This is a genomic window from Pseudomonas sp. S2_E02 (genome assembly GCF_054668355.1).
Genome location: NZ_CP162761.1, coordinates 5,060,320 through 5,085,434 on the forward strand (window position 1 = coordinate 5,060,320; position 25,115 = coordinate 5,085,434).

Annotated in this window: 21 protein-coding genes; 19 read left to right on the plus strand and 2 right to left on the minus strand. The window is 59.9% G+C overall.

All coding sequences use genetic code 11. The annotated features are described in order from the left end of the window. Positions 1-84: 84 nt before the first annotated feature. The 12 genes from glnE to AB4O01_RS22790 all read left to right on the plus strand — a co-directional run bounded on the left by glnE (position 85) and on the right by AB4O01_RS22790 (position 15,089). A complete protein-coding gene (gene glnE / locus AB4O01_RS22735; RefSeq protein WP_460089616.1) occupies positions 85-3,024 on the plus strand; it encodes a bifunctional [glutamate--ammonia ligase]-adenylyl-L-tyrosine phosphorylase/[glutamate--ammonia-ligase] adenylyltransferase in 2,940 nt (979 codons plus the stop codon). Between the two features lie 307 nt (positions 3,025-3,331). Next, positions 3,332-4,366, plus strand: coding sequence for a lipopolysaccharide heptosyltransferase II (gene waaF, locus AB4O01_RS22740; protein WP_093430125.1), 1,035 nt, complete (start codon positions 3,332-3,334; stop codon positions 4,364-4,366). A 1-nt stretch (position 4,367) separates the two neighbouring features. After that, entirely contained in the window at positions 4,368-5,429 is a 1,062-nt protein-coding gene (gene waaC, locus AB4O01_RS22745; protein WP_077570514.1) for a lipopolysaccharide heptosyltransferase I, read from the plus strand. After that, positions 5,429-6,550, plus strand: a complete 1,122-nt coding sequence (locus tag AB4O01_RS22750; RefSeq protein ID WP_460089618.1) for a glycosyltransferase family 4 protein — start codon at positions 5,429-5,431, stop codon at positions 6,548-6,550. Before waaC ends, AB4O01_RS22750 begins: the two co-directional genes overlap by 1 nt. Beyond that, positions 6,551-7,357 (plus strand): lipopolysaccharide core heptose(I) kinase RfaP, encoded by an 807-nt coding sequence (rfaP, locus tag AB4O01_RS22755; RefSeq protein WP_093430127.1) that lies wholly within the window; start codon positions 6,551-6,553, stop codon positions 7,355-7,357. Next, positions 7,357-8,091 (plus strand): lipopolysaccharide kinase InaA family protein, encoded by a 735-nt coding sequence (locus tag AB4O01_RS22760; RefSeq protein ID WP_093430128.1) that lies wholly within the window; start codon positions 7,357-7,359, stop codon positions 8,089-8,091. The genes rfaP and AB4O01_RS22760 overlap by 1 nt, the downstream gene beginning before the upstream one ends. Further along, the gene (locus AB4O01_RS22765) at positions 8,088-8,840 is read left to right on the plus strand and encodes a lipopolysaccharide kinase InaA family protein (protein ID WP_186621221.1); all 753 of its coding nucleotides are present in this window, start codon (positions 8,088-8,090) and stop codon (positions 8,838-8,840) included. The genes AB4O01_RS22760 and AB4O01_RS22765 overlap by 4 nt, the downstream gene beginning before the upstream one ends. Further along, complete coding sequence (locus AB4O01_RS22770; RefSeq protein WP_460089621.1) at positions 8,840-10,291, plus strand: lipopolysaccharide kinase InaA family protein; 1,452 nt, start codon at positions 8,840-8,842, stop codon at positions 10,289-10,291. Before AB4O01_RS22765 ends, AB4O01_RS22770 begins: the two co-directional genes overlap by 1 nt. Before the next feature lie 119 nt (positions 10,292-10,410). Continuing rightward, entirely contained in the window at positions 10,411-10,746 is a 336-nt protein-coding gene (locus tag AB4O01_RS22775) for a YceK/YidQ family lipoprotein (protein ID WP_093430131.1), read from the plus strand. 172 nt (positions 10,747-10,918) lie between these two features. Beyond that, a complete protein-coding gene (locus AB4O01_RS22780; protein WP_093430132.1) occupies positions 10,919-12,673 on the plus strand; it encodes a carbamoyltransferase family protein in 1,755 nt (584 codons plus the stop codon). Beyond that, on the plus strand, positions 12,666-13,574 hold the full coding sequence (locus AB4O01_RS22785; protein ID WP_093430133.1) for a glycosyltransferase family 2 protein: 909 nt from the start codon (positions 12,666-12,668) through the stop codon (positions 13,572-13,574). Before AB4O01_RS22780 ends, AB4O01_RS22785 begins: the two co-directional genes overlap by 8 nt. A gap of 75 nt (positions 13,575-13,649) precedes the next feature. Further along, positions 13,650-15,089 (plus strand): hypothetical protein, encoded by a 1,440-nt coding sequence (locus tag AB4O01_RS22790; protein ID WP_460089623.1) that lies wholly within the window; start codon positions 13,650-13,652, stop codon positions 15,087-15,089. 3 nt (positions 15,090-15,092) lie between these two features. On the opposite strand, the gene AB4O01_RS22795 is transcribed toward AB4O01_RS22790, so the two are convergent. Continuing rightward, positions 15,093-15,746 carry a toluene tolerance protein gene (locus AB4O01_RS22795; protein WP_093430135.1) on the minus strand — a complete coding sequence of 218 codons (654 nt, stop codon included), beginning with the start codon at positions 15,744-15,746 and terminating at the stop codon, positions 15,093-15,095. Positions 15,747-15,871: 125 nt separating this feature from the next. Here AB4O01_RS22795 and msbA point away from each other — a divergent pair, with 125 nt between their 5' ends. The 7 genes from msbA (at position 15,872) to AB4O01_RS22830 (ending at position 24,130) form a co-directional block, all read left to right on the plus strand. After that, entirely contained in the window at positions 15,872-17,698 is a 1,827-nt protein-coding gene (msbA, locus tag AB4O01_RS22800; RefSeq protein WP_093430136.1) for a lipid A export permease/ATP-binding protein MsbA, read from the plus strand. Then, the gene (locus AB4O01_RS22805; RefSeq protein WP_460089625.1) at positions 17,692-18,588 is read left to right on the plus strand and encodes a GNAT family N-acetyltransferase; all 897 of its coding nucleotides are present in this window, start codon (positions 17,692-17,694) and stop codon (positions 18,586-18,588) included. Before msbA ends, AB4O01_RS22805 begins: the two co-directional genes overlap by 7 nt. Before the next feature lie 4 nt (positions 18,589-18,592). Then, the gene (locus tag AB4O01_RS22810) at positions 18,593-19,993 is read left to right on the plus strand and encodes a PIG-L deacetylase family protein (RefSeq protein WP_460089627.1); all 1,401 of its coding nucleotides are present in this window, start codon (positions 18,593-18,595) and stop codon (positions 19,991-19,993) included. A 64-nt stretch (positions 19,994-20,057) separates the two neighbouring features. Next, entirely contained in the window at positions 20,058-21,479 is a 1,422-nt protein-coding gene (gene hldE, locus AB4O01_RS22815; RefSeq protein WP_093430139.1) for a bifunctional D-glycero-beta-D-manno-heptose-7-phosphate kinase/D-glycero-beta-D-manno-heptose 1-phosphate adenylyltransferase HldE, read from the plus strand. Between the two features lie 130 nt (positions 21,480-21,609). Further along, positions 21,610-22,584, plus strand: a complete 975-nt coding sequence (locus tag AB4O01_RS22820) for a glycosyltransferase family protein (protein WP_116255772.1) — start codon at positions 21,610-21,612, stop codon at positions 22,582-22,584. Continuing rightward, positions 22,585-23,271, plus strand: coding sequence for a hypothetical protein (locus AB4O01_RS22825; RefSeq protein ID WP_093430141.1), 687 nt, complete (start codon positions 22,585-22,587; stop codon positions 23,269-23,271). It abuts the gene before it with no gap. 58 nt (positions 23,272-23,329) lie between these two features. After that, complete coding sequence (locus tag AB4O01_RS22830) at positions 23,330-24,130, plus strand: hypothetical protein (RefSeq protein ID WP_093430142.1); 801 nt, start codon at positions 23,330-23,332, stop codon at positions 24,128-24,130. A gap of 4 nt (positions 24,131-24,134) precedes the next feature. Here AB4O01_RS22830 and AB4O01_RS22835 read toward each other — a convergent pair whose 3' ends face one another. Next, on the minus strand, positions 24,135-25,097 hold the full coding sequence (locus AB4O01_RS22835) for a metal ABC transporter ATPase (protein ID WP_460089629.1): 963 nt from the start codon (positions 25,095-25,097) through the stop codon (positions 24,135-24,137). Between the last annotated feature and the right edge of the window lie 18 nt (positions 25,098-25,115).

Genomic DNA, 25,115 nt, shown 5'->3' on the forward strand with positions numbered 1-25,115 from the left:
TAACTTTTGTTCGACAGTCTTCCGGGTAGCGGCTTTTCACCAATCACTACAAGCGGCCATTTACACGCCGATCAAGGATAGACCATGACCCTGCCCGTGCTTGCCGAACTGCCCGCCATTCTCCTGCCGTTGGTCACTCGATCGGAGCAGTCGTTCCGTACGGCCGTCGCCGCGCTGGAAGACGATCACGGCCTGGCGAACTGGACGCCAGAGCGCTGGGCGCAATTCGCCCGCGTTACCGCCGCCAGCGAATTCGTCATTGAACAGAGCGTTCGTGACCCTTTGATGTTGCTCACACTGGTGCAGTCCGGCGAACTCGACCGGGCCTTCGAGCCGGGTGAATTGTGTGCGCAGATTGCCGCTGCGGTGAACGCTGCCCAGAATGAAGATGAACTCGGTCGCGCCCTGCGCCGCCAGCGCGCCCGTCATCAAGTGCGGATCATCTGGCGCGATCTCACCCGCCAGGCCGATCTGGTACAGAGCTGCCGGGATCTCTCGGACATGGCCGACGCCACCATCGACCAGGCCTATCAATGGTTGTACAGCCGCCATTGCGAACAGTTCGGCACGCCGACCGGCCGCCGCAGCGGTGAGCCGCAGCAAATGGTCATCCTTGGCATGGGCAAGCTCGGCGCCGTTGAGTTGAACCTGTCTTCGGACATCGATCTGATCTTCGCTTACCCCGAGGGCGGCGAGACCGTTGGCGTGAAGCGTTCGCTGGATAATCAGGAATTCTTCATTCGTCTCGGCCAGCGCTTGATCAAGGCGCTGGATCCGATGACCGTCGACGGCTTCGTTTTCCGCGTCGACATGCGCCTGCGCCCTTACGGTTCATCTGGCGCGCTGGTGCTGAGCTTCAATGCGCTGGAGCAGTATTACCAGGATCAGGGCCGGGACTGGGAACGCTACGCGATGATCAAGGCGCGGGTGGTGGCCGGCGATCAGGTGGCGGGTGCGCAGTTGCTCGACATGCTGCGGCCGTTCGTTTACCGCCGTTATCTGGACTTCTCGGCGATCGAAGCGCTGCGCACCATGAAGCAGTTGATCCAGCAGGAAGTACGGCGCAAGGGCATGGCCGACAACATCAAGCTCGGCTCAGGCGGCATCCGCGAGGTCGAGTTCATCGCGCAGGCTTTTCAGTTGATCCATGGTGGCCGCGATCTGAGCCTGCAACAGCGTCCTCTATTAAAGGTGCTGAGCACGCTGGAAGGGCAGGGTTATCTGCCGCCAGCGGTGATCAGCGAATTGCGCGAGGGCTACGAATTTCTGCGTTACACCGAACACGCCATTCAGGCGATCGCCGACCGCCAGACCCAGATGCTGCCGGATGGCGCGCAGGATCAGGCGCGCATTGCGTTTATGCTCGGTTTTGCCGATTGGGACGCCTTCCACGAGAAGTTGATGTTCTGGCGCGGCCGCGTGGCCTGGCACTTCGCCCAGGTGATTGCCGATCCCGACGAGGATGAAAACGCCGAAAGTGAAGTGGTGGTCGGCGGTGAATGGCTGCCGCTGTGGGAAGAGGCGCAAGACGAAGAGGCGGCGTGCCGGCAGTTGGAGGAGGGCGGCTTTGCTGATGCCAGCAAAGCTCTGAAAGCGCTGGCCGGATTGCGCAGCAGCCCGCAATTGCGGGCGATGCAGCGGTTGGGGCGTGAGCGTCTGGATGCCTTTATTCCGCGTCTGCTCGCACAGGCTGTGGAACACGCCAACCCGGATCTGGTGCTTGAGCGGGTGTTGCCGCTGGTCGAAGCGGTGGCCCGGCGTTCGGCGTATCTGGTCTTGCTGACGGAAAACCCCGGCGCATTGCGGCGCTTGCTGACGTTGTGCGCCGCGAGCCCGTGGATCGCTGAGCAAATTACGCGTTTCCCGCTGCTGCTTGATGAATTGCTGAACGAAGGTCGTTTGTTCAAGCCGCCCTTGGCGCCGGAACTGGCGGCTGAATTGCGCGAGCGCCTGACGCGGATTCCCGAAGACGACCTCGAACAACAAATGGAAGCCTTGCGCCATTTCAAATTGGCGCACCGCTTGCGCGTGGCAGCGTCGGAAATCGCCGGCAGCCTGCCGCTGATGAAAGTCAGCGATTACCTGACCTGGCTGGCCGAGGCAATTCTCGAGCAAGTGCTGGCCCTGGCCTGGCGCCAGACCGTGGCCAAGTACGGCACGCCGCTGCGCACCGACGGCACCTTGTGCGATCCCGGCTTCATCATTGTCGGTTATGGCAAAGTCGGCGGCCTGGAACTGGGGCATGGTTCGGATCTGGACCTGGTGTTTATCCACGACGGCGATCCGCAGGCGGAAACCGACGGGCCGAAGTCGATTGATGGCGCGCAGTTCTTCACGCGCCTGGGGCAGCGGATCATTCACCTGCTGACGGCGCAGACCAACTCCGGTCAGCTCTATGAAGTGGACATGCGTCTGCGGCCATCCGGTGCTTCGGGGCTGTTGGTCAGTTCGCTGGGGGCGTTTGCCCGCTATCAGGAAAATGAAGCCTGGACCTGGGAACATCAGGCGTTGGTACGGGCGCGGGTGCTGGTCGGCAGTCAGGATGTCGGCCGGGCGTTCGAGAGCGTCCGCGCGCAGGTCTTGGGCAAGGCGCGCGATCTGGCCAAGTTGCAACAGGAGGTCAGTGAGATGCGCGCGAAGATGCGCGATAACCTCGGCACCAAGAGCACCGCGGCCGGTACGGCGGCAAATGCCTTCGACGCCACAGCGCCCTTCGACCTCAAGCAGGACGCCGGAGGTATCGTCGATATTGAATTTATGGTGCAATACGCGGCTCTGGCGTGGTCGCAAAGCCACCCGCCATTGCTGCGCTGGACCGATAACATCCGCATTCTGGAAGAGCTGGAACACGAAGGGCTGATGCCTGCCGAAGATGCCAGCCTGTTGCGCGAGGCCTATAAAGCCTACCGCTCCGCCGCTCACCGGCAGGCGTTGCAGAAGGACGCCGGGGTGATATCGGGCGATCAGTTTGCCGAAGAACGGCGGCAGGTTTTGCGGATATGGAAAGAGATGGGGCTAAGCTGAAACCGGTTTGTGCAGCACCCAATACCCTGTGGGAGCGAGCTTGCTCGCGAAGACGGAGTGTCAGACGACACCGATGTCGGATGTGCTGGCCCCTTCGCGAGCAAGCTCGCTCCCACAGTGGATCTACAGTGTCTGTAGATCTGAAGCAGGACGAAAAAACCATGTGGGAGCGAGCCTGCTCGCGATAGCGGAGTGACAGTCGACAGTCATGTTGAAGGTAATGACCCATCGCAAGCAGTGCCGCTCCCTCAGTGATTCTCGAGGCGGGGAGGCGTAAATGCCTCCCCGGTTCGTTTTTGGAAACCACATGAATATTCTGATCGTTGGGCCCAGTTGGGTCGGTGACATGGTGATGGCACAGACACTGTTTCAGTGTCTCAAACAGCGCCATCCGCAATGCGAAATCGACGTCCTGGCCCCTGAGTGGAGCCGGCCGATCCTGGAACGCATGCCCGAAGTGCGCAAGGCCTTGAGCTTCCCGCTCGGCCACGGTGCGCTGGAATTGGCGACGCGTCGGCGCATCGGCAAATCCCTGCGTGGTCAGTACGATCAGGCGATCCTGCTGCCCAACTCGCTGAAGTCGGCGCTGGTGCCGTTTTTCGCCGGCATTCCGAAACGCACCGGCTGGCGCGGCGAATTCCGCTACGGCCTGCTCAACGATGTGCGCACCCTCGACAAACAACGCTATCCGTTGATGATCGAGCGGTTCATGGCTTTGGCCTATGAGCCGAACGCCGAGCTGCCGAAGCCTTATCCGCGCCCAAGCCTGCAAATCGACCCGGTCACTCGCGAAGCAGCGTTGGCCAAGTTCGGCCTGACCCTCGACCGCCCGGTGTTGGCCCTGTGTCCTGGCGCCGAGTTTGGCGAGTCCAAGCGCTGGCCGTCCGAGCACTACGCCAAAGTCGCCGAAGCGCGCATTCGTGAAGGCTGGCAGGTGTGGCTGTTCGGTTCGAAGAACGATCATGCGGTCGGTGAAGATATCCGCGCTCGACTGATTCCTGGCCTGCGTGAAGAGTCGGTCAACCTCAGCGGCGGCACTTCGCTGGCCGAGGCCATCGACCTGATGTCCTGCGCCGACGCGGTGGTCTCCAACGACTCCGGCCTGATGCACGTTGCCGCTGCGCTGAACCGTCCACTGGTGGCGGTCTACGGTTCGACTTCGCCGGGTTTTACCCCGCCGCTGGCCGAGCATGTCGAAGTGGTTCGTCTGGGCCTCGATTGCAGCCCGTGCTTCGACCGCACCTGCCGTTTCGGTCATTACAACTGCCTGCGCCAGCTGATGCCGGATGCGGTCAACGATGCTTTGCAGAAGTTGCAGGGCTCTGTGGTCGAGGTTCATTAAGTTGCGGGTACTGCTGATCAAGACTTCATCGCTGGGTGACGTGATTCATGCGTTGCCGGCGCTGACCGACGCCGCCCGGGCCATCCCTGGGATCAAGTTCGACTGGGTGGTGGAAGAAGGCTTTGCCGAGATCCCGACCTGGCACCCGGCCGTTGGCAAAGTGATTCCGGTGGCGATCCGTCGCTGGCGCAAAAACCTCTGGAAAACCATCACCAGCGGCGAGTGGAAACGCTTCAAACAAAGTGTGCGCGCCAATAAATACGACTTGGTGATCGACGCTCAAGGCCTGCTGAAAAGCGCCTGGCTGACCCGTTACGTCAAAGCGCCGGTGGCCGGTCTCGATAAAGGTTCGGCGCGCGAGCCGATGGCTTCGCGTTTCTATGATCGCAAACTGGCTGTGGCCCGCGGTCAGCACGCCGTCGAGCGCGTGCGCCAACTGTTCGCCATCGCTCTCGGCTACGACTTGCCGAAAGGCTTGGGTGATTACGGCCTCAACGTCGAGCGTTTGGTCGAACTGCCGCGCAAAAATGCCTTTGTGGTGTTCCTGCATGGCACCACCTGGGACACCAAACACTGGCCGGAAAGTTACTGGCGTGAACTGACCGAGCGCGTCGGCTACCTCGGCGTCGGCGTCAAACTGCCGTGGGGCAACCCGCAGGAAAAGGCCCGCGCCGAACGCATCGCCGCCGGTTTCAAACACGCCGAAGTGCTGCCGAAGCTCAATCTGGCCGGCGTCGGCAAAGTCCTCGCCGGTGCGCAAGCCTGCGTCGCGGTGGACACCGGTCTCGGCCACTTGGCCGCCGCGCTGGACGTGCCGACCATCTCGCTGTTCGGCCCGACCAACCCAGGCCTGACCGGCGCTTACGGCAAGCTGCAGATTCACCTGGCCAGCGACTTCCCGTGCGCGCCATGCCTGCAAAAGAAATGTACCTATCAACCGACCGCGCAGGATGCCCGTCAGTTTGACCTGAAGCGTGAACAGCCGCTGTGCTTCACGCGTCTGAACCCCGAGCGTGTCGCCAGCCGACTGAGCACGTTGTTAATGGCTGAGGAGCTGCGCTGATGCAATTGGCATTCGTCCTGTACAAATATTTCCCGTTCGGTGGCTTGCAGCGCGACTTCATGCGCATCGCCCTTGAATGCCAGAAGCGCGGTCACCAGATTCGCGTCTACACGCTGATCTGGGAAGGCGACGTGCCGCCCGGTTTCGAAGTGCTGGTGGCGCCGGTCAAAGCGTTCTTCAATCACCGTCGCAACGAAAAGCTCAGCGCATGGATGGAAGCGGATCTGGCCAAGCGCCCGGTTGATCGCCTGATCGGTTTCAACAAGATGCCGGGGCTGGACGTTTATTACGCCGCCGACGGCTGCTTCGAAGACAAGGCGCAGAACCTGCGCAACTCTTTGTACCGTCGCTGGGGCCGTTATCGCCACTTCGCCGAGTACGAGCGCGCGGTGTTCGCCAAGGACGCGAAGACCGAAGTGCTGATGATTTCCGAAGTGCAGCAGCCGTTGTTCATCAAGCATTACGACACGCCGCTGGAGCGTTTCCACCTGCTGCCACCGGGCATTGCCCAGGATCGTCGCCGCCCGGCGGATGCCGCTGAAATTCGCGCCGGGTTCCGCGCTGAATTCAATCTCAAGGACGACGAACTGCTGCTGGTGCAGATCGGCTCCGGCTTCAAGACCAAAGGCGTCGATCGCAGCCTGAAAGCGCTGGCTGCATTGCCTGCCGAACTGAAGAAACGCACCCGGCTGTTTGTAATCGGCCAGGATGACCCCAAATTATTCCAAATGCAGAGCGCAACCTTGGGGCTGGGCGATAACGTAACGTTCCTCAAGGGGCGCAGCGATATCCCGCGTTTCCTGCTCGGCGCCGATCTGTTGATCCACCCGGCCTACAACGAAAACACCGGTACTGTGTTGCTCGAAGCGCTGGTCGCCGGTTTGCCGGTGCTGGTCAGCGCGGTCTGCGGTTACGCCCATTACATTGCCGAGGCGGATGCCGGGCGAGTGCTGGGCGAACCGTTCGATCAGGCGCAACTGACGCAATACTTGACTGAAATGTTGCATGACGACGCTGCACGGGCGGCCTGGAGCCGCAATGGTCTGGCCTTCGCCGAGACGGCCGACCTCTACAGCATGCCGCAGCACGCGGCCGATGTGATTCTGGCGGAGCACGCTTAAATGAAGTTGATGCTGGCTGAACCGTTCAAAAGCCTGTGGGCCGGCCGCGACCCGTTCGCTGAAGTCGAAGGCTTGCAGGGCGAGGTATACCGCGAGCTGGAAGCGCGCCGGACGCTGCGCACGGAAGTCGACGGCAACGGATTTTTCGTGAAAATCCACCGAGGTATCGGCTGGGGCGAGATCTTCAAGAATCTGCTGACCGCCAAGCTGCCGGTTCTCGGCGCGGGCCAGGAGTGGCAAGCCATTCAGCGTCTGCAGGAAGTCGGCGTGCCGACCATGACTGCCGTGGCTTACGGTGAGAAGGGCAGTAACCCGGCAGATCAGCACTCGTTTATCGTCACCGAAGAACTGGCGCCGACCATCAGCCTCGAAGACTTCAGCATCGATTGGGTCAAGCAGCCACCCGAGCCGAAACTCAAGCGCGCGCTGATCGCCGAAGTCGCACGCATGACCGGCATGATGCACCGCGCTGGCGTCAACCATCGTGACTGCTATATCTGCCACTTCCTGCTGCACACTGATAAACCGGTGACGCCAGACGACTTCAAACTCTCAGTGATCGACCTGCACCGTGCCCAGACCCGCACGAAAATCACGCAGCGCTGGCGCAATAAAGATCTGGCCGCGTTGTACTTTTCCGCGCTGGACATCGGCCTGACCCGCCGCGACAAACTGCGTTTCCTCAAAGGCTATTTCCAGCAACCGCTGCGCCAGATCCTGGCTGAAGAAGCGCCGTTGCTGAGCTGGCTGGAAGGCAAGGCCAACAAACTCTACGCGCGTAAACAGCGTTACGGGGATGCGCTCTGATGGCGGGTTGGACTCTCGAGCCGCAATACAGCGAGCTCGCCGAAGACTTCGGCAGTCTCGAAGCGGTATTTGCGTTGCAGGGCGAACGCCTGACCCGTGATCCGCTGTCGGAAGTGATTCGCGTGCAGCGCAACGGTGTCAATTATTACGTCAAACGCTATGTCGGCGCTGGTAAAGGCTTGCGCCGTTACCTCGGCAAGCCGCGGGTGAAGATGGAATGGCAGAACCTCAAGCGCTTCGCCAAGTGGGGCATTCCCACCGCTGAAGTGGTGGCCTGGGGCCTGGAACGACGTGGCGCGGCGTATGATCGTGGCGCGATGATCACCCGTGAACTGCCCGACACCGAAGACCTTTCGGCGCTCGCCGAGCGCAAGGATCCGAAACTCAAGGATCGCGCCTGGGTTGACGGCGTCAGTCGGCAATTGGCCGGCTATACCCGGACGATGCATGACCACCGATTTACCCATAACGATCTGAAATGGCGCAACCTGTTGATCGATGATCAGGCGCGGATATTTCTGATCGATTGCCCTAACGGCGAGTTCTGGCGCGGCTTCTGGCTCAAGTATCGGATCACCAAGGATCTGGCCTGTCTCGATAAGCTCGCCAAATACCACCTGTCCAATACCCAACGCCTGCGCTTCTATAAGCAATACCGCCAGTGCGATCGGCTTGATAGCGCCGACAAGAAACGGATTCGGCACGTGGTGAGATTTTTCGAGGGACGCGAATGACTGATTTTCTCGCCGCTGAAGACCGCGCACTGCTTGAGCGCCATGGTCTCGGCACTTTTGACGCGCTTTGGGCGAAGCAGCTTGAGGCCGTGGACGAACCCAATACCGCCCGTGGCGGTTGGAGCAGCGTCTTCCGTTTGGATCTTGAAGGGCAGGGTTATTACCTCAAGCGCCAGAGCAACTACCTGACGCGGACCTTGCACGCGCCTTTCGGCGAGCCAAGCTTTGCCCGCGAGTTTCGCAATATCAGTCGCTATCGCAAGCTCGGTATCCCGGCGCTGCAAGCGGCGTTTTTCGGTGAGCGTAAGGTCAACGGCGAAGTCCGTGCCATTCTGCTGACTCGGGCACTCGATGGCTGGAGTGATCTGGAATCGCTGTTGCAGCGTTGGGCGCAGCTCAGTGCTGCACAGCATTCAGCCATCCTCAAGGCTTGTGGATTGCTGGCTCGGCATCTGCACGGTGTGCGTCAGGTGCACGGCTGCTTCTATCCCAAGCATATTTTTCTGCGGGCAACCGGTGACGGGTATCAGGCGCAATTGATCGACCTGGAAAAGACCCGGCCGTTGTTGTTTGGCATGCGCGACCGGATCAAGGATCTGGAGCCGCTGCAACGCCGCGCGCCGGAATGGAACGAGGCACAACTGCGTGAGTTGCTGGCGGCTTATCTCGATCAGTCGACCGATAGCACGCTGCTCGACAGCTGGCTCGCCCGGCTGACTGCGCGCCGCAGTCACAAGGAGACGCGCTGATGCAATTGTCCGAGCTGGCCGCTGTCGGGCGAGCCCCGCAACTGCCTCTGACGGTGACGCTGGCCGATGCCGCCGGCAGTGCTGATCTGCAATTGCTGAGTCTGCTGCGGGTGTTGCCGGGACAGCGTTACGTTGGTGCTGGTGTCTGGCGCGGGCGTCCGGTGCTGGCCAAATTGCTGGTCGGCGGCAAAGCTGCCCGACATTTTCAGCGCGAGCTGGAAGGCGTGCGCTTGCTGGCTGCGCAAAGTCTGACCACGCCGATGCTACTGGCCGATGGTTTGCAAAATGGCGAAGGTGGCTGGTTGCTGTTCGATTTCCTTGAGGGTGCCGAAAGCCTTGGCGATGCCTGGGCGAAAGTCGAGTCGCTGCCGGTGTTGGCCGATGAACAATCGGCGGTGCTGGCCGAGGCGCTGGGCGCTATCGGCCAATTGCACGGCAAAGGGCTTTGGCAGGAAGACCTGCACCTGGACAATCTGCTGCGCCACGGCGGCCAGTTGTACCTGATTGACGGTGCCGGGATTTGCGCAGAAACCGCCGGCCAGCCGTTGTCGCGACAAAAAGTCCTGGAAAATCTCGGGGTGTTTTTCGCCCAGTTACCCAAGGCGCTGGAACCGTTCACTGAAGAACTGCTGGTGTATTACCTGTTGAGCAACAGCGAGCATGCGTTGCCGCTGGAGGTCTTGCAGAAACAGATCGACAAAGTGCGGCGCTGGCGTTTGAAAGACTTCCTGATCAAGGTCGGTCGCGAGTGCACGCTGTTCAGTGTGCAGCGTGGAGCGTTCGCTCTGCGCGCAATCCGCCGCGAAGAAGAGTCAGCCATGCTGCCGGTGCTGGCGCAGGCCGATGCGTTGCTTGATCAGGGTCACCTGTACAAGACCGGTGGTGCGGCGAGCGTTGGCAAGGTTCAGGCCGGTGCGCGCACGCTGGTGATCAAGCGCTACAACATCAAGGGCTTTGCGCATTGGCTCAAGCGTTTCTGGCGGCCAAGTCGGGCCTGGCATTCGTGGCGCGAAGGCAATCGCCTGGCGTTTCTCGGCATCGCCACACCCAAACCGCTGGCGGTGCTGGAACAGCGCTTTTTGTGGCTGCGCAGCCGTGCGTATCTGGTGACCGAGTTCCTGCCGGGGCCGGATATCATCGAGCGCTTTGCGCCGTACGTTGAAAGTGGTGAAGCGCCGGAAGCGGAGTTGCAGGCGCTGGATCAGTTGTTCGCCAGATTGATTGACGAGCGGATCAGCCATGGCGACTTCAAGGGACATAATCTGTTCTGGCAGCAGGATCGCTGGGCGCTGATCGATCTGGACTCGATGTGCCAGCATGGATCTGTCGGCAGTTTCGCGCCGGCCTATGCCCGTGACCGTGCGCGATTCATGCGCAACTGGCCCGAAAGCAGCGCGCTGTATCAGATTATTGATCTGCGTTTGCCGAAAGACATTTCCAGCGTGGCCTGAGACAAACCAGCAGTAGAGGACAAGATTCAGCGACTTGTCCTACAGCTTCGCCAGAAGCCATGAACTGTGCCCTGTTCAGTCCCGATGCTAATTTGCCCAACGACCTTGGAGGGCGAATTTTGACCATTAAACAGGCTGCAACGCTGGGTGTATTTTCATGGATTCTGGCTGGCTGTGGCAGCGCCATGACTGTCTTGCAGGACGATGCCGACGTGGCGCGGGACATGCGCAAACAAAAAACCTATTGCCAGTCCATTCCGCGGATTTACAGCGGTCTGGCCTTCGATTTCTGCGTGTTGAACGCGCCGCCGGATCCCAGCGGTTTTCTGGTGCCATTCGTGTTGCTGGATCTGCCATTGTCGGGAGTATTCGATACAGTAGCGTTGCCCTATACGGTTTATCGTCAGCTCACCGACGGCAATCTTGGTATTTACTGGCGCAAGGGCAGTTATTGAGTAGCAGGGTAAGGTTTCTCCAGACCATTCACCCAGAGGGCAATCGCACAGGGTAATTCCCTACTCGTTTACGCTATAATCCCGCCCTTTAGCTGTCACTCGCCCTGTGCGGGGGCACATCAATTTTCAAGGCGCATCGCGCCTGCACGCAGACTAAAGAGGCTAGACCCCTGTGGCATTGACGATTCTTGGCCTGTCCGGCGCCCTTAGCCATGACCCTTCAGCAGCCTTGTACATCGACGGCAAGCTGGTGGCGGCGGCTGAAGAAGAGCGCTTCGTACGCGATAAGCATGCAAAGAACCGCATGCCCTACGAATCGGCGAAGTTCTGTCTTGAGCAGGCCGGCATCAAGCCGTCCGACGTTGACGTAGTTGCGATCCCGTTCGCTCCGATCAGCCTGTTCGGCAAGGCGCGCTGGCACTACGCCAAGCGTTACTGGTATGCACCGGATCGTGCCCTGGATGCGATCCTGATGGGCAACCGCCGCTACAAGCGCTACCGCAACAAGATTGTCTGGTGCCTGGAACAATTGGGTTTTGATCCGAAGAAGATCAAGATCGAACCGGTCGAACACCACTTGGCTCACGCCTCCAGCGCCTACCACTGCTCTGGTTTCAAAGAAAAAACCGCGATCCTCGGTATCGACGGCAAGGGCGAGTACGCCACGACCTTCTTTGGCTACGGTGAAAACGGCAAGATCCACAAGATCAAGGAATTCTTCGATCCGGACTCCCTCGGCGGCTTGTATGGCGCGATCACCGAGTTCCTCGGCTTCGAGATGCTCGACGGTGAGTTCAAGGTCATGGGCATGGCGCCGTACGGCGATGCCAGCAAGTACGATTTCTCGCGTCTGGCCTCGTTCGAAAACGGTGAGCTGGTGATCAACACCGACTACGCCAACGTTATCGGCCTGCGCCGCTATAAAGAGAAGGGTAAAGGCTTCTACTTCTCGCCTAAGCTGATCGAGTGGCTGGGGCCGAAGCGCGAAGGCGATATTGCTGACGAACCGTACATTCACTACGCCGCGAGCATGCAAGCGCTGTTCGAGAAACTGGCGCTGCAGATGATTGATCACTATTTGGGTGACGTGCTCAAGGAAACCGGCAAACTGGCCTTCGCCGGTGGCTGTGCGCTGAACGTCAAACTGAACCAGAAAATCATTGCCCGCGACGACATCAAGGAACTGTTCGTGCAACCGGCGTCCGGCGATGCCGGTACGGCGGTCGGCGCAGCTGCCTATGTGTCCCACGCCCGTGGCGTGCCGGTCGAAAAGATGGAACACGTCTACCTCGGCCCGTCGTACAGCAACGAGGACGTGATCGCCGCCTGCGCCCGTCACGAGAACAAGCCGGCGTGGCGCAAGCTCGATAACATGCCGGAACAGATCGCCAAAATCATGGTCGATGGTAATCCCGTGGCCTGGTTCCAGGGACGTATGGAGTTCGGTCCGCGTGCATTGGGCGGTCGATCGATCATTGGTTGCCCGAGCGTGGCCGGCGTGGCCGACCGCATCAACCATCAGATCAAGTTCCGCGAGCGCTGGAGGCCTTTCTGCCCGTCGATGCTCGACACCGTTGCGCCACAGATGATCAAGATCGATCATCCGGCGCCGTTCATGACTTTCACTTTCGAAGTGGCGGACGAGTGGAAGACCCGTGTGCCGGAAGTCGTTCACGAAGATGGCACTTCTCGTGCCCAGGTCCTCAAGCGTGAATACAACCCGCGCTACTACGACATGATGAAGGCGCTGGAAAACCTGACCGGTAACGGCGTATCGCTGAACACCTCGCTCAACCGTCGTGGCGAACCGATGATTTGCTCGCCGACCGACGCGTTGAACATGTTTTTCGGTTCGGATCTGGAATACCTGATCATGGAAGATATTCTGGTCGTAAAAGAGGGTGTGAAAGGATACGAACTTGACTGAAACACTGATCAGCGTCGTCATTCCGGTTTACAACTATGCGCGAACGCTGCCTCGTGCAGTGGAATCGGTGTTGGCGCAACTGGATGAAACGACGGCGGATCTGCTGGTCATTGACGACGGGTCGACGGACGATACGCCTGAGGTAGTGGAACGGCTCCTGCTCAAGCATGGCGGTCGTTTTCGTGCGCTGCGTAAAAGCAACGGCGGATTGTCATCGGTGCGCAATCGGGGGCTGGAAGAGACAACCGGGCGATATCTGGTGTTTCTCGACTCTGACGATGAAATGGCTCCCGGTGCATTGGCTGCGCTTGCGCAGCACATTGCCAGTCATCCGCAGACTCTTATGGTGATCGGTGCGCACTGGTCAGTGTTCGCTGACGGGCGCCGCAGTTTGCAGGCGGCCAGGCCTTTGCCTGGGACGCCCCGCCAGCGCCTGCAGGGTTACCTGCTGAACAAGACGGTGTCGATTTCCAACGGTGCCTGTGCGATGCACCGCGAAGTGTTCGCTCTGGGCAATTACCCGGAACATTTGCGCAACGTCGAGGACCTGCCAGTGTTTGCCCAAGTGCTGGCGCGCTACCCCTGCACCGTTCTGGACAAGCCTCTCGCACTGATCCACAAGCACGCCGACAGCATGCGCCATGATTTGCGCCAGAGTCTTGCTGCCGGTACGGAGCAGGTCGTCAGCGAAGTGTTTTCCAGCCGAAGAATGCCCGAAGAAATGTGTGATCTGCGCCAGGCGTTTCTGGCACAACGCTGTTTGTCGCTGTTTCGCGACTGTTATTCCCATGGCGAGTACAAGCTGGCCAGGTCGTTCTATTTCCAGGCTTTGCGTGCAGACTGGCGGACGTTTTCACGCTGGTCATACACCCGCAAGGCTTTGCGGTTGCTGTTTCGGTAAGCGGGTCGCGATGATGTGCGCGTACCTTGTAACGGATGTCGGTGAGGTGGCTGGGTGAAAGATACGGGCGGTAGCGTGGCAACTCGAGTCTCCAGAATCATCGATAAATACCCGGTCTGGCTGGCGTTTGTGGGCAGCGCGCTGTTATCGCTGATAGCCGTCCTGGGCACTGCGACAGTGGGGCGTGATGCCGCGCTGTACATCGATATTGCGCAACAGGTCACCGAGTACGGGCCGAATGTGGCTTGGGCTACTTTCGACTGGCCCTGGTTTTCCTTTCTGCTGGCCGCTACGCATTCCATCCTGCATTTGCCGCTGGAGCTGAGTGCCTATCTTTGGTGTGCACTCTTTTTTGCCGGCACCAGCGCGTTGATGGTGGACTGCGTGCGTCAGCGGTCTGCGCAGGTCACCGGTTGGGCGTGCCTGGTGGTATTGGCCATGCCGGCGGTGAATGCCTTTCGAAACGACATCATCCGTGAGTGCGGTTTCTGGTTCTTCTGCACGCTGACGCTTTGGCTCGCGCTGCACTGGCAAGCCCGTGGCGGCTGGTTGCGCGCGGCATTCATCCACCTGGCAATCGTCGCAGCAGCCTTGTTTCGGCTGGAGGCCTTGTTGCTGGTGCCGGCGTTGGCTCTGTGGCAGTTGCCCAACCTGTGGTCATCTGGCCGGCGGATGCAGTTTGCCCAGTTTTCGCTGCTGCCGGTTTTGGGGCTGCTGGCCATTTCGGCAACCGGTGTACTCATGTCGGCGCGAGTGATGCTGTATCTGGACATGATTGCCCCGCACAGTGTGTTTGCGTCCTTTCAGATGCTGTGCGATCAGTTTGCCAATTCGCTCATCAACAAGTACTCCCAGGATGAAGCCGGGCGGATCATTTTCTTCGGCATCCTGGCGACCATGACCATCAGTTTTGTGAAGTTGATGGGGCCTTTCGCCGTTCCCTTCATTCTGCGGCGTAACTGGGGGGTGCTAGGCGTCTACTGGCGCGACTATCGACCCTTCGCCTGGGCGGCGCTGCTGTATCTGGTCGTGCTGGTGCTGTTTTTCATCAAGCAACAGTTCATGAATACGCGCTACCTGAGCTTTCTCAATCTGTTGTTTGTGCCCGTGCTGGCGATGGGGCTGGCGGCGTTCGTTCGCGAGTTCCCGCGTTGGGGCAAGTGGCTGGTGGTTCTGTGTTTGCTGGTGATGCTGTCGAACGTCATCTCCACCGGGGCCGGCAAAACCCATTACGTCCAGGCCGGGCGCTGGTTGTCGGCCCATGTCGAGCCAGGGGCGAAGACCTATTTCGAGGATGGGCGGATCAGCTATTACGCCGGTCGTGGCTATGTGATACCGGTATTGACCGCAGAGGAAGCGATGTCGGCAGCGCACGCGGGCGACTATCAATATTTCCTCATCGAGGCCAAGGGTGACGAGCCTTGGCTGAATGAGTGGCTGGTGGCGCACAAGCTGCGCATCATCGAGCATTTCGCCAATCGCAAAGGTGCCACTGTAGTGGTCATCGGCCGCTAAGGCTTAACCGAGCAGCGGGCGCAGGCGCGAGATCAGCGGCGCTTGCCGGTTGCTCGGCAGTGCCTGCCGATAGCCCTCGATAAACGTGTCGCCGGCGTCCTGGCCGAGCAGCCATTGGCGGTCTTCCTTGTAGCGCAGCAAATGCGCGAAGTTACGCAGGCGTTTACTGTCACTGAGCGCGTGCTTCTGGCAGCGCAGGTCGGCAATATCGATCAGGCCCAAACGCTTGTCGGGGGTCTGCACGACGTTGCCAAAGTGCAGTGATCGAAAGTACACACCTTTTTCGTGCAGCAGGGCGAAGTACCCGCCCAGCTGGAATCTCAGTGTGTCAGCCTCTTCGTCAGTGCCTTGTAGCTGACGCACTGTATTGCCTTCCAGCGGGCTGTAATACACGCAGTCACGTTCGATGCTCGGGATGCGGTAGACCGCGATGACTTTGGGGCAGAGGATGCCGCGTTGTTCGAGGGCCCGGGTATTGTCGGCAAAGCGTTGTGCATAGGGGTAGAACAGTGCCGAACTGAGCAGCCGCTTGCGGCGGAACAGCTTGAGCATGCGTCCATCGGCCAATCTGAGCACCTTGTCGCCGGAACCGTCGGCTTCCAATACGTGTGCACCCGCGCGCAGTGCCTCGTAAGTGCTGTGATCAATCGATTGCATATCCGGCTCCCCATCATTAGCGGGGTATCTTAACCGAGTTGGTCGAAGGCTGGCTTGAAGTCATGTTTATCGGGGCAAAAACGCGTGTGATATCATCGGCGCCTCACTGAATTGCGCGGATCACCATGAGCAGTCCTGAACCGAAAGCCCAGTCCACGCTGGCGATCTATTTCCGCCTTTTGGCTTACGTGCGGCCTTATGCCGGCCTTTTCCTTCTCAGCATCGTCGGGTTTCTGATTTTCGCATCGACTCAGCCGATGCTCGCTTACATCCTCAAGTACTTTGTCGACGGTCTGGCCAATCCTGAAGCCAGTCTGTTCCCGGGCAACCCTTATCTGGGCAAGCTGCAGTTGCTCGAAACCGTGCCACTGATGATCGTCTTCATCGCGTTGTGGCAGGGCGTGGGTTCTTACCTGGGCAACTTCTTCCTGGCGCGGGTTTCTCTGGGCCTGGTGCATGACCTGCGGGTGGTGTTGTTCAATAAATTGCTGGAGTTGCCCAATCGCTTCTTCGACAAGAACAATTCCGGCCACCTGATTTCCCGGATCACCTTCAACGTGACCATGGTCACCGGCGCGGCAACGGATGCAATCAAAGTCGTCATCCGTGAAGGCATGACCGTGATTTTCCTGTTCTGCACACTGTTGTGGATGAACTGGAAGCTCACGCTGGTGATGGTCGCCATCCTGCCGTTGATCGGTTTGATGGTGAACAGCACCAGCAAAAAATTCCGCAAGCAAAGCAAGAAGATCCAGGTCTCGATGGGCAACGTCACGCACGTCGCGTCCGAGACCATTCACGGCTATCGCGTCGTGCGCAGTTTTGGCGGCGAGCAGTACGAAAAGGATCGCTTTCGCGATGCCAGCCAGAGCAACACCGACAAGCAGTTGACGATGACCAAGACCGGCGCCGTTTACACGCCGATGCTGCAGCTGGTGACTTACAGCGCCATGGCGGTGGTCATGTTCCTCGTCCTGTACCTTCGCGGCGATGCATCGCCGGGTGATCTGGTGGCCTACATCACCATGGCTGGCTTGTTGCCCAAGCCGATCCGTCAGTTGTCGGAGGTCAGCTCGACGATTCAGAAAGGTGTCGCCGGTGCCGAAAGTATTTTCGAGCAACTGGATGAGCCGGCGGAAGTGGATCAGGGCACGGTCGAGCAAGATCGTCTCGAAGGCCGTCTGGAAGTGCGCAATCTGAGCTTCCACTATCCTGACACCGACAAAGCGGTGCTCAATGACATCAGTTTCGTCGTCGAACCGGGGCAAATGGTTGCCTTGGTCGGCCGCTCGGGCAGTGGCAAATCGACCCTGGCCAGCCTGATTCCGCGCTTCTATCAGCATGATCATGCGCAGGGCCAGATCCTGCTCGATGGCGTGCAGGTGCAGGACTTTACCTTGCGCAGCCTGCGTCGGCAGATTGCTCTGGTGACCCAGCAGGTCACGCTGTTCAACGATACGGTGACCAACAACATCGCCTACGGTGATCTGGCCGGTGCGCCGTTCGATGAGGTCAAGCGCGCGGCCACCGAAGCCTATGCCGATGAGTTCATCATCAAGATGCCGCAAGGCTACGAAACCATGGTCGGCGAAAACGGCGTGCTGCTGTCCGGCGGCCAGCGTCAGCGCATCGCTATTGCCCGGGCGTTGCTCAAGGATGCACCGCTGCTGATTCTCGACGAGGCCACTTCCGCGCTCGATACCGAGTCGGAGCGGCATATCCAGGCTGCCCTGGATCATGTGGTGAAAAACCGCACGACCCTGGTGATCGCCCACCGTTTGAGCACCATCGAGAAAGCCGACCTGATTCTGGTCATGGACGAAGGTCGCATCGTCGAGCGCGGCTCTCACGCACAATTGCTCGAGCAGAACGGCTATTACGCCCGTCTGCACGCCAAAGAGTTTGAAGAGGGTGACGAGCCTCAGCCGGCACACGCGACCGACGTATGCTGACGATGTTTCGCAGTTTTCGCGAGCGTGGCTGGACCGAAATCGACCGGGACAGCTACGCCCGCGCCTGGCAACGTTTCGGCGGCAGTTTTGCTACACACCCCGAAGTCGTCGAGCGCTTGTCGACGTTCCTTGGCATCGAGTTGCGCTACCTGGGCTGGGTCGTTGGCGGTGATGTGCTGGCCGCCATCCCTTGCTGGGGGCGGCATGTTGCGTTGTCCAAGGAGGTGCTCAAGCGCGAGGGCAAGCGTGGCTTGCTAGACATGGGCAATGCGGAAATCATTCTGCCGATCGCGCCAGACGTCATCGTGCCGGTGCGCCAGCGCGTGGCTTATGTGTCCCAGCTCAATGCCGGGCAGATCAGCACGCTGAAGCCACAGCCTGAGGGCCTGGCGCTGGCCCGGTTGCCGGAAGAATATTCGAAGAAGTTCCGCTACAACCAGCGTCGCGAACAGCGCCTGCTGGAAGAGGCGGGCGGATCGCTGGTGCCGATGTCCGACTTTACGCCGCAGGAACAGGCTGCCGCTTACGGCGATCTGTTTCAGCGTCGCTGGGGCTTCGAGGTGCCGGGCAAGGCCGGGCTGGTTGAGGTCTTTACCTTGCTGCGCGAGTTCATGACCGGTTCGGTGGTGATGCTCGAATCGGCGCCCGTCGCCATTCAGGTGCTCTATCGCGTCGAGGCCCCGCAATGGGTTTCGCTGGAATACATCAACGGTGGTGTCGACCCGCAGAGCCGCGAGTTCAGCCCCGGCAGTGTGCTGAGTTTCGTCAATACCCAAGAGGCCTGGGCGCACGCGCAAGCGCTGGGCAAACCTCTGCGTTACTCATTCGGTCGTGCCGACCGAGAGTACAAGGATCGCTGGTGCCACTCGGTGCCGGTCTACAAGGTCTGAATTCATGAGCGCTCGCAAGCAACAGCTTCTCAAAGCTCATCGGCGCAACAAGCGTCTGTTCCTGATCGCCTTTGTGCTGGCGCTGTTGCTGATCGGCGTGCTGATCGCGTGGTGGCTGGTGCCGTTGTTGCTGGTGCTGGCCTGGGTCGCTCACGAGGCCTGGTTTGCCGACCATTTGTTCTACCGGCCTACCGACGACTATCAATACGACTTTCCGCCGCTAACCGCACGGCAGGCCGTGAGTCTTGAGGGCGGCGTGGTAGGCCTGAGCGAACCGCTGGCGCAGGGCGAGACATTGGTACTCGAACTCGAAGTGAAGTCCACCTGGCTGGGGCGCTGGCTCGATCCCTATGTTGAGGTGGGCGATGATCGTCAGGATCTGGAGCGGGGCGTCAGAGGGCGGCGTTTCCTCAATCTGTCGGGGCAGGTCGATGCGCTGGCGCAAGGGACTCTGACGCTGCGTGGCCGATATTGCGTACCTGCTGCGACGGGCGTGTTGTGGGTAATGGCCAATCCGGACTACAGCCGCCAGCGGGTCATGGTCATCGCGCCCCATGCCGATGATGCAGAACTCGCCGCCTTCGGTCTGTACAGTCGATGCGAAGGCGTCAGCATCGTCACCCTGACCCAGGGTGAGATCGAGGCTGAAGACTTTCAGCGCCTGGGCCTTGATCAATCCGCAGCAGCACGATTGAAGGGCCGCTTGCGCAGTTGGGACAGCCTGGTGATTCCGCTGTGGGGGGGCGTGCCTGCCGAGCGTTGTGTGCAATTGGGCTATTACTGCCTGCAACTGCCGTCGATGGCCGAAGCGCCGACCCAGGCGTTCGGCTCCCGGGAATCGCAGGAAAACGATATTCGCAGTGTGCGCCGGCATAACCCATTGATCCTGCCCGCCGACGTTGACGGGCAGTCGACCTGGCAAAACCTGCTGGGTGATCTGACGGCCCTGCTTGAGCACTATCGCCCGGAAGTGGTCGTTACACCGCATCCTGAACTCGATCCCCACAGTGATCATGTAGCGTCGACCCAAGCGCTGCTTGAGGCTATCGAACGCAGTAGCTGGAAACCGGCGACCCTGCTGCTGTACGCCAATCACCTGCACGACAATGATCGCTGGCCGATGGGGCCTGCCGGTGCGGGTGTTCCGCTGCCTCCCGCCATCGAGCCGCTACCGGCTGATCGCCTGTGGAGTCCGCTGCTGTCGGCTGACGTGCAACTGGACAAAGCCATGGCGCTGGCCATGGAGCACGATCTGCAGGGCCGACAGGCGTTCAAACGGCAATTGCGCCGCTGGATCCAGCAGGCTCTGGCCGGCCGTCGCTGGCCTGAAACGGGCAGTAACGAGTTTTTCCGCAAGGCAGTCCGGCGTCACGAGTTGTTCTGGGTGCGCGACCTTTCAGATTGAGGCGGACGGCGCTTTACCCTGTGTTAATATCGCGCCCCTGTTCATTTTGTATGTGGGTTGCTCCATGAAGTTGTCCATGCCGCGTTTCGATCAAGCCCCGGTCTTGGTAGTCGGCGATGTCATGCTCGACCGTTACTGGCATGGCGGAACCTCACGGATTTCCCCTGAGGCGCCGGTGCCGGTCGTTAAGGTCGAGCAGATCGAAGACCGTCCGGGCGGTGCCGCGAACGTTGCCTTGAACATTGCCGCGCTGGGTGCGCCGGCGTCGCTGGTCGGTGTGACCGGCGATGACGAAGCCGCCGACAGCCTGAGCAACAGTCTCAAAGGCGCGGGCGTACGCGCTCTGTTCCAGCGCATCGCGCACCAGCCAACCATCGTCAAGCTGCGGGTCATGAGCCGGCACCAGCAACTGCTGCGTATCGACTTTGAAGAACCGTTCGCCACCGACGCTCTGGCCCTTGGTTCGCAGGTCGACGACCTGCTCGAAGGCATCAAGGTGCTGGTGCTCTCCGATTACGGCAAAGGCGCCCTGAAAAACCATCAGGCGCTGATCCAGGCCGCCCGCGCGAAGAACATTCCGGTGCTGGCCGATCCAAAGGGCAAGGACTTCTCGATCTATCGCGGCGCCAGCCTGATCACTCCCAATCTCAGCGAATTCGAAGCCATCGTCGGCGGTTGCGTCGATGAGCATGAGCTGGTGAGCAAGGGCGCCGCCCTGATGCACGACCTCGAACTCGGTGCGCTGCTGGTAACGCGCGGCGAACATGGCATGACCCTGTTGCGTCCGGATCAGCCGGCGCTGCACCTGCCGGCCCGTGCCCGTGAAGTGTTTGATGTCACCGGTGCCGGTGACACGGTGATCTCCACCCTGGCGGCAGCGATTGCCGCCGGTGAAGACCTGCCCCACGCCGTTGCGCTGGCCAACCTGGCCGCCGGCATCGTGGTTGGCAAACTCGGTACGGCCGCCATCAGCGCCCCGGAACTGCGTCGCGCCATTCAGCGTGAAGAAGGTTCCGAGCGCGGAGTGTTGGGGCTGGAGCAGTTGCTGCTCGCCGTGGCCGATGCCCGTGCGCACAACGAGAAGATCGTCTTCACCAACGGCTGCTTCGACATCCTCCATGCCGGCCATGTGACCTACCTGGAGCAGGCGCGGGCACAGGGCGACCGGCTGATTGTCGCGGTCAACGATGATGCTTCGGTCAGCCGTCTCAAAGGCCCGGGCCGCCCGATCAACAGTGTTGACCGGCGCATGGCGGTTCTCGCCGGCCTCGGCGCTGTGGACTGGGTGATCAGTTTCCCTGAAGGCACCCCGGAGAACCTGCTGCGCGAGGTCAAACCGGACGTGCTGGTCAAGGGCGGCGATTACGGCATCGATCAGGTAGTCGGCGCTGATATCGTCACTGCTTATGGCGGTACCGTAAAGGTGCTGGGACTGGTGGAAAACAGCTCGACAACTGCGATTGTCGAGAAGATCCGCAGTCGTTGATCAGATGAATTTTTACCGTTGTGTACTGCGTGTGAACGGATTTTGCCTTGGGGATTTTACCGTTTCCGTTGATGTAGGCTGCTTTGAGTCCGATGCGCTTGCCTGCCTACGTCGCGTGGTCAATTAACCTATGAAAGTCATGCTCCTGGTGATGGACGAGCAGCGGGTCATTCTCGACCGGCTCTACGACATCGTGCAGCAGAACTGTGATGAGTGTTTCATCTATCGTTTGAGCAAAAAACAGCAGTTGAATCTGGGGTCGTTTCTGGCCTCGGTCGATTACCAGACCTTCGATCGCGTGGTGATTTTCTCCCGGGTCAAACGCCTGGCCACGCAACTGCAGGTGCTCAAATGCATCCCCGGGCTGGTCTTCCTCGAACACGACGCCTACCAGAACTACATGCCAGCGAGTAAATACCGCGGCGCGTATTCACGGCTCTACCGTCGCCTGCCGAGTTGCCGGGCGCTGGTGTCCGGTGCCGTGGTCGCGCGCAAGATGCTCGCTGAAGGCATCGACACGGTGTTTGTCTCCAAAGGTTATGACGAGCAGATGCTGCACAACACCGGCGTCGAGCGGGACATTCCCATCGGTTTTCTTGGCAGTTTGAAAAGCACCGAATATGCCGAGCGCAAAGCCATGCTCGAGTCGCTCTCGCAGCGAACCGGGATGCTGGTGACCCGTACCAAGTCGGGTGCGGAATACCTGCAGACGCTCAATCGCATCAGGATTTTCGTCAGCGCCGACATCGGCATGAACGAGTTCATGATCAAGAACTATGAGGCCATGGCCTGCGGTTGTGTGCTGCTGGCCTGGAGTCAGGGCGAAGAAGACCGTCTGCTCGGCTTTGAAGACATGCACAACACCGTGTTCTACCGCAGCGCAGATGAAGCGGTGGAAAAGATCCAGCTGCTGCAGAGCGACCCGGAACTGGCAGAGCGCATCGCCCGCAATGGCCAGGAGTTCGCGCAAAGCCGTTATTCCTTTGCCCGTGTCGGTCAGGCACTGGCTACGGAAATCCAGCGTGAGATGCGTCCATGGCAGCCGCCCTCGGCGTTCACGCGATTCTGGGTGAAGCTGCGTTACGGGATGAAGGTGCCGGTCTGAATGAAGGACGAACACATGGCGCTGGATGCGCTGCCCGGTGGTGATCAGTCCGTACCGGGGGCGTTACCGACAGAACTTCTCGACTGTCTGAGTCGTGCGCCTCGGGTGGTGCTGATTGCCAACAACCCGGCCATTACCGCGGCGGACTTTCAGGCGTTGAACATTGGCGTCGATGACGTCGTCGTCAGCTTCAATACCTGCATCAAAGCGGCGCTGCTCAACAAGCAGAGCGTCAATGTCTTTGTGCATGGCTACAACGCGCCGGACGCGTATTTTTTTGGTCTGCCTTACGCGCCGCCGGTACAGCAGATGTTCGAACAGGCGAGCGAACGTTGTTTCAGCATGCTGGTGGGCTGCGCCGCACCGATGTGTCCACTGCCACGCGTGGCCATGTATTGGGATCGCATTCCACTGCCGCCACTGTGGAACTACCCGGTCGACCGCCCGGGCGGCAAGCGCTACGTTGGGCCTTCCACCGGTTTCAACACGCTGGTGCTGTTTGACTGGTTGCGCGCTCATGCCGGTTATACCTATCAGCTTATGACCCTGGGCTTTTCCAACGAAGCAGGAAAACTGTGGGGCGGCCATGCCTGGGACTATGAGCGTGACTGGCTGCAGAAGTCGGACATCATTGTGGTGCCGCTGCAAACCCGTCGCTGGTGGCAAAAGCTGTTTCGGCCAAAGTAAGCGATATCGTCTATCCGGTTGCCAGCAGGCCCGAACTACTTTCAAAAGGTGCTGTTGAGTGTTGAAAATTGCCGTGGCTTTTTTCGGGATACCGAGAAATTCGCCGATCTGTTTCCCCTCCATCGAGCAGAATGTGCTGGCGCAGTTGCCTGCAGGCAGCGACGTAAAGTGCTTCTACCATCTGTACAAGATCGATGAGGTGCAGAACTCGCGATCCGGTGAGAAAGGCGAACTGAAGGCGGACAACTACCAGCCATTCGAATCGATGACCGGCACACTCACCTCGACCGAGGGCGTGCTGGAGCGCTGGGATTTCGAACAGGTCAAAGCACAGGGCGATACCTGGGCAGATGACTTTGCGTCATTGCGCAATTTGATCTTTCAGCTCAACTCATTGCATACCGTGACCAGCATGATCGAGCCGTTCAATCCGGATTTCGTTGTGTTCGTGCGCCCGGACAATTTCTTTCACAGCGCATTGCCTGCCTATGTCTTCGCTCACCCCGAGGCTCGCAAGCACAACGCTTATATTCCTGACTGGCAATGGTGGGGCGGTTTGAACGACCGTTTTGCCGTGTGCGGGCGCGACACGTATGTCGCGTACGGCAAGCGCATCGAATGTATTTTCGATTTCTGCAAGGCAACAGGCCGAAAGCTGCATTCCGAACGCTTGCTTAAATATGCCCTGCAGCAGGTCGATGCCAAAATCTGCACGCTGCCGACGCAGGCATCGCGGGTGCGCATTACCGGTGCATTTGCCGAAGAATCGTTCTCGCCCAAGCGTGGCATGGGCAAGCGCGAAAACCGCTACTTTCATTTCTTCGCCGGGTTGCGCACCTGGTGGGACCGTCGCCGCTAAACCGTTATTTACCGGTTTTCTTGCCCAGACCGACCAGTCGCAGCGCCTTGATACTCAGTTGCTTGAGTCCCTGACGCGGGACTTTCGCCGGTTGCAGGCCCTGCTGCACCAACCAGTCCTTCCAGCGAATCCGCTCTTCGCGCACAACCCAGCCGGTTTGTGTGGCAAAACTCTCGGCCAGATAAAGACCCCGGGTGCTCGCCGGTACCAGTTTGTCGCGCTTGAGCGTGTACAACTCTGCCAATGGCGCGCCGTCCTTGAGGGGCATCAAGTACAGGTCGGGCCGTTTGCGGTCGAGTCGGGCCACCAGTTGATCACCCTCCAGGCGTTCGTCGACGTGGAACAGGCTCAGGGACTTGGCTTCCTTGGGCACATCCAGACGCAAGTCGTAGATCAATTGCAGCGATGCGGTCGGCAGATGCACGTAGGCCCGTGGGCGTTCGAGCAATTGCAGATTGGCGCTACGTATCGGTCGCGCTGAGCCGGACAGCGGGGTCAGGCGAAACGGCAGCGCTTCGCGATAATGCAGTGCAGCGGAGTAGGGCGCCGGCAGCCAGGTGTCGTTGAAACGTCCGCCGAGCCAGCCTTCCGGTGTTTCCAGCAAACACTCTTCGGCAATTTCCTGAATGGCCGTGTGTAGCGGAATATTCAGTTCATGCGCCGGCACGTAACCGGAAATCAATTTGAGCACGACATCGCCACGATCCTGACGGCGCTGGCGCACCAGCACCCAGTAGTCGCGATTCTGCCAATGCAGGGTCAGGCGCACGGAAACCCCGAGGTTGGCCAGTTCCAGCGAGAAGCGCTCGGTGTCAGCCACGCTCACCGGTTTACGCCGCTGCAAGGTCTGCGCAAAGTTCAGCGGCATGCCGACGCTCTGGTAGGTCAGACCTTCGGGGGTGGCTTCGACGTACAACGGCAGGGTCTTGAAGTTGCTCGGGTTCTTTCTGATGAGCGTGCGCGGCATATCGGCTCCTGCTTAAGG